At 52.3% G+C, this 10,022-nt stretch carries 6 protein-coding genes and 1 pseudogene; 4 read left to right on the plus strand and 3 right to left on the minus strand.

Translation table 11 applies throughout. The features are described from left to right. Positions 1 to 9: 9 nt before the first annotated feature. The gene (locus AAY72_RS04595) at positions 10 to 1,446 is read right to left on the minus strand and encodes a DASS family sodium-coupled anion symporter (protein WP_057785765.1); all 1,437 of its coding nucleotides are present in this window, start codon (positions 1,444 to 1,446) and stop codon (positions 10 to 12) included. A gap of 35 nt (positions 1,447 to 1,481) precedes the next feature. After that, positions 1,482 to 2,225 (minus strand): annotated as a pseudogene (gene rluF / locus AAY72_RS04600) (23S rRNA pseudouridine(2604) synthase RluF); the annotation flags it as partial. A 150-nt stretch (positions 2,226 to 2,375) separates the two neighbouring features. Here rluF and AAY72_RS04605 point away from each other — a divergent pair. Continuing rightward, the gene (locus AAY72_RS04605; RefSeq protein WP_057785767.1) at positions 2,376 to 3,341 is read left to right on the plus strand and encodes an aldo/keto reductase family oxidoreductase; all 966 of its coding nucleotides are present in this window, start codon (positions 2,376 to 2,378) and stop codon (positions 3,339 to 3,341) included. Between the two features lie 10 nt (positions 3,342 to 3,351). Further along, positions 3,352 to 6,354, plus strand: a complete 3,003-nt coding sequence (locus tag AAY72_RS04610; protein ID WP_057785770.1) for a ligand-binding sensor domain-containing diguanylate cyclase — start codon at positions 3,352 to 3,354, stop codon at positions 6,352 to 6,354. A gap of 22 nt (positions 6,355 to 6,376) precedes the next feature. On the opposite strand, the gene AAY72_RS04615 is transcribed toward AAY72_RS04610, so the two are convergent. Continuing rightward, positions 6,377 to 8,023 (minus strand): electron transfer flavoprotein-ubiquinone oxidoreductase, encoded by a 1,647-nt coding sequence (locus tag AAY72_RS04615; protein ID WP_057785768.1) that lies wholly within the window; start codon positions 8,021 to 8,023, stop codon positions 6,377 to 6,379. Between the two features lie 258 nt (positions 8,024 to 8,281). On the opposite strand from AAY72_RS04615, the gene AAY72_RS04620 reads away from it, so the two are divergent. Both AAY72_RS04620 and AAY72_RS04625 read left to right on the plus strand, forming a co-directional pair. Further along, the gene (locus tag AAY72_RS04620) at positions 8,282 to 9,031 is read left to right on the plus strand and encodes an electron transfer flavoprotein subunit beta/FixA family protein (protein WP_057785771.1); all 750 of its coding nucleotides are present in this window, start codon (positions 8,282 to 8,284) and stop codon (positions 9,029 to 9,031) included. Beyond that, on the plus strand, positions 9,031 to 9,957 hold the full coding sequence (locus AAY72_RS04625; RefSeq protein ID WP_057785769.1) for an electron transfer flavoprotein subunit alpha/FixB family protein: 927 nt from the start codon (positions 9,031 to 9,033) through the stop codon (positions 9,955 to 9,957). The genes AAY72_RS04620 and AAY72_RS04625 overlap by 1 nt, the downstream gene beginning before the upstream one ends. The last annotated feature ends 65 nt before the right edge of the window (positions 9,958 to 10,022 follow it).

Genomic DNA, 10,022 nt, shown 5'->3' on the forward strand with positions numbered 1-10,022 from the left:
GACGCTGCGTTAGGAAAAAATAACCGGTACCAACCACAAACAGGCTGCGGTGATACAGATAATCGATAAAATATTTAAAGCAAATCCGGCTTTCACCATGTCAGCAATTTTCAGCTGACCCGAGGCAAAGACGATAGCATTAGGCGGCGTAGCAACTGGCATCATAAAGGCGCAACTGGCGGCAATCGCCGCCGGGATCACCAGCATGGTCACCGGCATACCCATCGAAACTGCCACCGGGCCCAGTAAAGGTAAAAAGGCGGCAGCGGTGGCGGTGTTACTGGTCACTTCGGTCAGGAAAATAATCAGCGTGGTGACCAACAGGATCAGTGTTAGCATATCCAGGGTGCCAAGCTGACTGACTTGTAGCGCGATAAAATCCGCCAGACCGGATTTTTGAATTTGACTGGCCAGAGTTAATCCACCCCCGAACAACAGCAAAATACCCCATGGTAGCTTTTGGCAATCCTCCCACACCAGCACGCGCTGGCCGCTTTTCAGGCTGACCGGCAAGATAAACAGCAGCAGTGCCACGCACACTGCAGTCACAGTGTCGTTCATCGGGATACCGGTAAATTCGGTGATTTTTTTCGCCAAGGTCCAGCAGAACGCTGCGGCTAAAAAGACCATTAGTACCAGTTTTTCGGCATTTTGCATTGGTCCAAGCTCCGCCAGTTTCTGGCGGTAGATTTGCCGGCTGTCGGCCTGCACTGCGCCATCGAGCTTAAACTGAAACCGGGTTAACCACAGCCAGGTTAACACCAACAATACGCTGGCCAGTGGCACCCCTAATAGCATCCAGTCGGCAAAACTCAGTGTGATGTTATGCACATTTTGCAGGTAGCCCGCAAGCAAGGCGTTTGGCGGTGTCCCAATCAGGGTGGCGATGCCACCAATACTGGCAGCATAGGCAATCGCCAGTAGTACTGCCTTGGCAAAGCTGTCTTGCTGCTGGCCGCCCTGGCTTTGCATCGCAATTACCGATAAACCAATAGGCAGCATCATGACGGCGGTGGCGGTATTCGACATCCACATCGACAAAAAGGCGGTAACCAACATCATGCCGGCAATTTGCTGGCTGGGTTTACTGCCAACCAGCAGCATGGTCAGTAAGGCAATTCGTTTGTGCAGGTTCCAGCGCTCCATCGCGATCGACAGCACAAAGCCGCCAAAAAACAGAAAAATCAGCGGATCGGCATAGGGCGCGGCAACAGCGGCAATGCTATCGAGTTTTAATAGCGGTAACACGGCTAATGGGATTAATGCGGTGGCAGGAATAGGCACCGCTTCGCTAATCCACCAGATGGCCATCCATACAGTTAGGCCACACATTATCCAGGCATGACGACTGAGCTCAGCGTCGAAGGGTTCGGTAAACAGGGTTAATAAGAATAACGCCGGACCTAACAGCAAAGGCAAAGTGGTTTTCAGATTGGCCAGTGACATCAATAGCTCCGTTATTCTTCGTGATCTTGGTTTAGCGCATTATTGGCAACAGCACTGCTAACACTGCTGGAGTGTTGCACCAGCTGTTCCAGCTCAGCCACTTCGTAGGCATCTAACAGTCGCCACTGGCCAACTTTTAATTCTGCCAGCCGCACATGCATAATGCGGGTGCGTTTTAATTTCACCACCTCATAGCCTAAAAACTCGGCCATGCGGCGGATCTGCCGGTTCAGACCTTGGGTCAGGATAATATTAAAGGTATTGCGCGAGACTTGCCGTACTTTACAGGGTAGGGTCACCGTATCCAGGATAGGCACACCCTGGCTCATGCGCTTGATAAAGTGCTCGGTAATGGGTTTATTCACCGTGACCACATATTCTTTTTCATGCGCATTGCCGGCCCGCAGCACTTTATTAACGATATCACCATCGTTGGTCAGAAATATCAGGCCCTCAGAGGGTTTATCCAGCCGGCCAATGGGGAAAATCCGCTCCGGGTATTTCAGGGCATCAATAATATTGCCGGCGACCTTACGTTCCGTAGTACAGGTAATGCCTACCGGCTTATGGTAAGCAATATATACTCGTTTTGGCTTATTTTTTAGCGGCTTGCCATCTACCAGCACCGTATCGCCGGCGCTAACTTTTAGCCCTATTTCGGCACTTTGGCCATTTACTGTCACCTTGCCGGCGGCGATGAGCGCATCGGCCTCACGGCGGGAACAATAACCGGTATCACTGATAAATTTATTTAAACGCACGAGATGGGTTTCGGACATGGTGTTAACGGCAGGCTCACTGACAGCTGAAAACGTCTAGTGTAAGGGGCCTGTCCGGGCAGAGCAAGGTTTTGCCGGTAAAAGCAGATTATCACTTGGGTTCTGCCCTGGCTTGCGGTTAAAATACCGGCAACGAACAGGGATCTGCCTATGACGATACCAATAAACAAGGCATTACCAGCAGCCAGCCGGCTGGTGCTGGGTTGTATGGGGCTGGGCGGGGGCTGGAACAATACGCCGCTGAACCGTCAGGATGAACAACAGGCTTTTGCACTCATTGACAGCGCACTGGAAGCCGGTATTACGGTATTTGACCATGCCGACATCTATACCTTTGGTAAAGCCGAAACCGTGTTTGGCCGCTACCTTAACGCTTTTCCGCAGCGACGTGAACAGCTGCTGCTGCAATCAAAGTGCGGAATCAAGCTGGCAACTGAGCAGCAGCCAGGCTATTACGATTTAAGCCAGCAGGCGATTTTAACTGCCGTAGATGGCATTCTTAGCCGCTTACAAACTGACTATCTTGATATATTGTTACTGCATCGGCCCGATCCTCTGTTAGAGCCAGCCGAAATTGCTGCCGCCTTCACGCAACTGCTGCAACAGGGCAAGGTTCGCCACTTTGGCGTCTCCAATATGGCCTGGCCGCAACTGCAATTGCTCCAGCATTATCTACCAATGCCGTTGCGGGTTAATCAACTGGAAATGAGCCTGCAGCGGCATCATTTTATTGAAGAGACCTTGCTCACCGGGATGGCCGAAGGTGCCAGCCGGCATTTTGGTTATGGTACGGTGGAATATTGTCAGCAGCAGGATATACAAATCCAGAGCTGGGGCAGTCTGGCGCAAGGGCGCTATAGCCAGGCGCAGCCAGATGAATCTGCTGCTGAGCAACAAACCCGCCTGCTGGTGAGCCGTTTGGCTGCTGAATATCAGGTGGCACCTGAAGCCATAGTGCTGGCCTGGTTGCTGCGCCATCCGGCGCAGATCCAGCCGGTAATAGGCACCAGCAAAGTTGAGCGCCTGCAAGCCGCAGTGCAGGCTCAGCATATCAGCCTAAGTCGTCAGCACTGGTATCAGCTGTATATTGCTGCCCGTGGTGCCGCTTTACCTTGAGTCTGTTGCCATGCTGAACCGCTTCGCCAATCCAATCTTGTTTTTGCTGATGCTGTTAGTCTGTACTACGGTTCCGGCGGCTGACAGGGTTTTTGGGCAATTACATCAACGGGTATGGAATACTGAGCATGGTTTGCCGCAAACCTCAGTGGTGGATATTACGCAGGATCCGGCCGGCTATATCTGGGTAGCGACTGAAGGTGGCCTGGCGCGCTTTGATGGTAACCAATTTCAGGTATTCAATGCCCAGAATACCGAGTTACTCAGCAACCCCTTGTTGCGGTCGTTACATACTACTGCGGCAGGTGAATTACTGATTGGCAGCTCCGATAAACTGATCCGCTATCAGCAGCAAGAGTTTCAGGAGCTGACGCTTGACGGGCGCAGCGTTGGCAGTGTGGAGGCAATGGCTGAAAACAGCCAGGGGCAGGTGTTTATTGCCGCTGAGCAGCTGCTGGTATGGCAACAGGGGCAGCTCAGTGTACTGCCGGTACCAGGCCGGCCGGTAAGCAGTTTACTGGCGGAAGGTGATCGCTTATGGCTCGGCGGCCCAGGTTATCTGGCACTGTGGCAAAATGACGAATATCAATTGGTTGCCGAAGTAGAACAAGCAGGCTGGCTGATTACCGAGATGGTGAGCACGGCCTCTGGGTTACTGCTCGCCACCCCGCAAGGACTATGGCAATATCAGCACGGGCAGTTAAGTCCGGCGCAGCAGCAGATCGCAGATGAGGTGTTGCTGTTGTACCAACAGCAGGACAACTTATGGATTGCTACCTATCAGGAGTTACGGCAGTACCGGGGACAACAACTGCTGTCGGTGACCGATTTACGGCAACACAGTAAGCTTGGCTGGTTGGTGTCGGCGTTTGAAAGCCGTGAGGGTTTTCTGTGGTTTGGCAGCAAAACCCATGGCTTGCTGCGTTTTCGCGCTGATGCGACGACTAATTATGGCGTAGCATCCGATTTGCCTGATCCCTATGTCTGGGCGCTGCAAGAGGCCGGCAATGAGCTGTTAGTCGGCTACAATGGCGGTCTGGCGGCATTTGACGGTGAGCGCTTTACCAGCAAAGTGGCGCCGGCGTTACTGTCACATCATGTGGTGTATTCGTTATTTCGTGAGACGGACGGCACCATTTGGGCAGGAACCCGGCGTGGTTTAAATAAAATCAGTGCGGATTATCAGCAGGTGCAGCGCTTTAGCGCACTTGACCATATTCAGATTAACGGTATTGCGCAGCGACGCGATGGTAGTATCTGGGTGGCAACCTTTGACGGTTTATACCGGATCTTACCGCACAGTGATCAGCCTGAGTTGATGACGCCTTCCCTTGGCTTACCGGCAAATCGCTTTCGGATCATTTTAACCGATAGTCAGGATCGCTTATGGCTGGGGACGCCCAACGGTGCCTATGTCTGGGATGGTTTACAGCTGAAAAAAATAAGCGATCCCCGGCTTGATGGTGTTTACGTGACCTTTATTACCGAGTTAGCGGATGGCCGGATCTTGCTTGGCACCCTGCAACATGGTTTTGCTTTTGAAGATGGTCAGGGGGGCTGGCAGCACATTACGCCGGAGCAGGGGTTGCCGTCAAATGATGTCATTTATCTGGCCGAAACCGACCGCGGCCTGATTATCGCCAACTTTAATGGCGTATACCGGCTCAGCTCAGCGGTGCTGACTGAGGGAGAGCTGCAAGCACGGATCATTATCGATGATATCGGTCCTGAGGCCGGCGTTGATGGCTTGCGCTGCTGTAATGGTGCCGGTAATAGTAAAGGAGCATTGTGGCAGGGTAAGGTGTATTTACCCAGTTTAAACGGTCTGGTCAGTGTAGATCTGGCTGGCCTGTCAGATCAGGTGCCGGTACCTCAGGTGTTGTTGGAGGAGATTAAGGTCGGGCAGACCTCCTGGCCACTGGCGCAGCCGCTCGTCATCGATCAGCAGAGCCGGGATCTGGTATTTAGTTTTACGGCACCGGCCTACTACCGGCCCAGGACCTTATTATTCCGCTACCGCCTTAATGGCTATGATCAGCAGTGGACGACGGTCAATGACCGGCGCCAGGCGTTTTATACCAATTTACCGGCCGGTGAGTTTAGCTTTGAAGTGCAAGCCCGTTATCAGGGCGAAGGCGAGTGGAGTGCGATTGTCAGTCAGCCGTTACAGATTAAAGCGCGCTGGTATGAACAATATTGGTTTTACGTGTTGCTGGTGTTATTGGCGCTACTGGTGATCTATGGTAGCTATCGCTTGCGCCTGCAGCGGCTGGCCCGCTTGCAGCAGCAACTGGAGCGCATGGTCACAGAGCGGACGCAAGAATTAAATCAGGCCAACCAACAACTGGCGCAGCTGAACCAGCGCTTACAGTTGTTAAGTGTAACGGATGCCTTAACAGGGTTACATAACCGGCATTATTTACAACAGGTGTTGGATGCGATTCTGGCACGGGCGCGACGGCAGCAGCGGCCGTTACTCTGTTTATTATTGGATTTGGATAATTTTAAACAGGTCAATGATTTATTGGGCCATCAGGCAGGTGATGCGGTTTTACAGCAACTGGCTGCCTTGTTAAAACGCTTACTGCGGCAATCTGATCATCTGATCCGTTGGGGTGGTGAAGAGTTTTTAATTATCCAGGAGCAGCAGGATGAGCCACTGGCATTTCTTGGTCGCTTAATGCAAGCCATCGCAGAGGAACCCTGGACAGTGAAAGGAGAATTACCTTTTGCGATCAGTTGTTCGGTTGGCGTAGTGCAGTATCCGCTGCCGGATAACAGTAGTTGGACCTGGACTCAGGCACTGGCATTGGCAGACAAAGCTTTATATCAGGTAAAGACCCATGGCAAGGCCGGCTGGTTGATGTTAACGCCGGTTGCCAAAGCCACCGCAGCGCAAAGTTGGTTACAGCAAGATGTGTTACAACTGTTGCAAAGTGGTGGTTTTAGTTATGTTGGCAGCAGTCTGGTGAGTCAGCAGTTGCAGCAGGAGCTGGCAAGCGCAGGGCAATAATGCTCTGGCTTGCCGCTACAGGTTACATATTCGGATAGTTCGGGCCACCACCACCCTCTGGTGTCACCCAGGTGATGTTCTGGCTCGGATCTTTAATATCACAGGTTTTACAGTGAATGCAGTTTTGCGCATTGATCTGCAGTCGCGGCCCTTTATCCTGCTCTTCGACTATCTCATAAACGCCAGCCGGGCAGTAGCGCTGCGCCGGCTCAGCATACTTAGCCAGGTTCACCTGGATCGGAATGCTGGCATCTTTCAGTTTCAGATGGCAGGGTTGTTCTTCTTCATGGTTGGTATTCGACAGGTAAACCGAGCTTAAGCGATCAAAGCTGATTTGATTGTCCGGCTTCGGATACACGATAGGGCGGCAACTGGCAGCCGGTTTGAGCTGGGCGTAATCGTGCTGTTCGTCTTTTAAGGTCAGCGGTAAGCGACCACCAAACCAGTTTTGATCCAAAGTATTAAAGGCGCCGCCCCAGAAGGTACCGAATTTATGGATCGCCGGGCCGAAATTACGCGAGCGGTACAGCTCATCGTACAACCAGCTGCTTGTAAAGGCATTGGCAAAGCCGGTCAGATCCTGGCCACCGGTATCGCCGCTCAATAAGGCCTGGGCGACCACTTCGGCCGCCAGCATGCCGGATTTCATTGCGGTATGATTGCCTTTAATCTTGGCAAAGTTCAGGGTGCCGGCATCACAGCCAATTAATAATCCGCCATTAAAACTCATTTTTGGCAGGCTGTTCAGGCCGCCTTTGGCAATAGCGCGGGCACCATAGGACACGCGTTTGCCGCCTTTTAAATACTGTTTTAAAGTCGGATGCTGCTTATAGCGCTGAAACTCTTCAAAGGGGTTCAGGTAAGGGTTGCTGTAGTTCAGGTCAATAATTAAACCGACCACGACCTGCTGACCTTCAGCATGATACAGATAGCCACCGCCGCTGGCGTCATCTAAAGGCCAACCGGCAGAGTGCACCACCAAACCGGCATGATGCTGTTCGGCCGGCACATCCCAGATTTCTTTAAAGCCAATTGCATAATGCTGTGGCGACTTGCCGTCATCCAGCGCAAAGTGTTTAATCAGTTGTTTGCCCAAATGACCGCGGCAGCCTTCGGCAAACAGGGTGTATTTGGCCAGTAATGCCATGCCGGGGGTATAGCTGTCTTTGGGTTGGCCTTCGCGATCCAAGCCCATATCACCAATCAGAATACCTTTGACCGTGTTATCTTCCAGTACCAGCTCACTGGCGGCAAAGCCCGGGAAAATCTCTACACCAAGCGCTTCGGCTTGCTCCGCCAGCCAGCGGCACAGGTTAGCGGCTGAGATAATATAGTTACCGCTGTTATGCATGGTCTTAGGTACGGCAAAGCCCGGTAGCTTGCGCGCATTCTGCTCATCACTAAACAGATAGATATCATCATGGGTGACCGGGGTATTTAGCGGCGCACCGCGCTCGGCCCAATCCGGCAACAGTTCGTTCAGCGCGCGGGGTTCAAAGACGGCACCGGATAAAATATGGGCGCCGACTTCAGAACCTTTTTCTACCACACAAACACTGATTTCCTGGCCTGCGCTTTCAGCCTGTTGCTTTAAACGAATAGCAGCCGACAGACCCGCCGGGCCTGCGCCAACGATGACCACATCGTATTCCATTGCTTCTCTTTCCACCGGGTTACCTCTCTTGCGTTGGCAGGTTGGGCTGTGTTTATTGTAGAGTATGCCTGAGCTTAGCCACAGCCGCCTGTTTTGTGGATGCTATTGTTTACAGAATTTTTTATAAACATGGGAATTTATTGAGGATAGCAGGATATTGCAGGTTGACGTTAACGTCAACAGGAAGTAGATTGTCGGCCATGCTCAAAGTTATTAGTTTACCTGCACGTAAAGCAGCCCGGGCAAGGGTTGTCGCATTCAGATGAGGCCATTATGAAGATACTAGTTCCGGTAAAACGGGTTATCGATTACAACGTTAAGGTTCGGGTTAAACCGGATAACAGTGGTGTGGATCTGGCGAACGTGAAGATGGCGTTAAACCCATTCTGCGAAATTGCGGTGGAAGAAGCCGTGCGTTTAAAAGAAGCCGGCGTTGCCACTGAGGTGGTGGTGGTTAATATCGGGAATAAAGCCGCACAAGAACAGCTGCGTACCGCGCTGGCGCTGGGCGCCGATCGTGCGCTGCAGCTGGAGACTGAACTAAACCTGGATTCACTACAAGTGGCCAAGTTACTGGCCAAGGTGGTCGCAGAAGAGCAGCCACAGCTGGTGATTATGGGTAAGCAAGCGATTGACTCGGATAATAACCAAACGGCACAGATGCTGGCGGCTTTAACCGGTTTGGGGCAAGGCACCTTCGCTTCGAAAGTGGTGGTAGCAGACGGTAAGGTGCAGGTGACCCGTGAAATTGACGGTGGTCTGCAAACGGTTGCCTTGACATTGCCGGCCGTAGTATCGACGGATCTGCGTTTAAATGAGCCGCGCTATGCCTCGTTACCGAATATTATGAAAGCGAAGAAAAAGCCGCTGGATGTCAAAGCCGCCGATAGCCTGGGTGTGGCACTGGAAAGTAAGGTTAATACCCTGAAAGTGACGACACCGCCAAGCCGTCAGGCCGGGGTGAAAGTAGAAAGCGTCGCCGAATTGGTAGCTAAGTTAAAAGATGAAGCAAAGGTGATCTGATGAGCATTCTGGTAATAGCTGAACATAACAATAGTGCGCTGAAAGCGGATACCTTTAAAACCGTACAGGCTGCCAGCCAGCTCGGTGGTGAAATCCATGTGCTGGTTGCTGGTCAGGCGTGTCAGGCTGCGGCAGCTGAAGCCGCAAGCATTGCCGGTGTTAGCAAGGTATTGCTGGCCGATGCCGCGCCTTATGCGCATCAACTGGCAGAAAACGTCGCTGCTTTAGTGGCAGAGTTAGGTGCCGGGTATAGTCATATTCTGGCAGCAGCCACCACCGGTGGTAAGAATATGTTGCCACGGGTGGCAGCACTGTTAGATGTGGCGCAAATTTCTGACATTATCGCCATTGAAAGTGCTGATACCTTTGTGCGGCCAATCTATGCCGGTAATGCTATTGCTACGGTGCAATCGGCTGATGCCATTAAAGTATTGACGGTTCGTAGTGCGGCCTTTGCTGCGGCTGCTACCGGCAATAACGCGCCTATTGAAGCCGTTTCTGTGGTTAAAGATTTAGGCGTATCCAGCTTTGTTGCCGAAGAGCTGACCAAATCAGAGCGGCCGGAGCTGACGGCCGCCCGGGTGATTATCTCCGGTGGTCGGGGCATGCAAAATGGCGAGAACTTTGCGCTGTTAAATGGGATTGCCGATAAGCTGAACGCGGCCATTGGTGCCTCGCGCGCTGCGGTCGATGCCGGCTTTGTGCCAAATGATATGCAGGTCGGTCAGACCGGTAAAATTGTGGCGCCTGACCTGTATATTGCCGTCGGTATTTCTGGCGCTATCCAGCATCTGGCTGGTATGAAAGACTCAAAAGTGATCGTCGCTATCAACAAAGATCCGGAAGCGCCGATTTTCCAGGTTGCCGATTATGGTCTGGTTGGCGATCTCTTTAGCGTATTACCGGAGTTGGAAGCTGCGCTCTAAGCCGGTAAAACCTGATGCCCAACTAAGCCAGCCTCGCCGCTGGCTTTTTTTATGCGTGCGCCGGG

It is taken from the genome of Alishewanella sp. WH16-1 (assembly GCF_001441695.1).
Lineage (GTDB): Bacteria > Pseudomonadota > Gammaproteobacteria > Enterobacterales > Alteromonadaceae > Alishewanella > Alishewanella agri.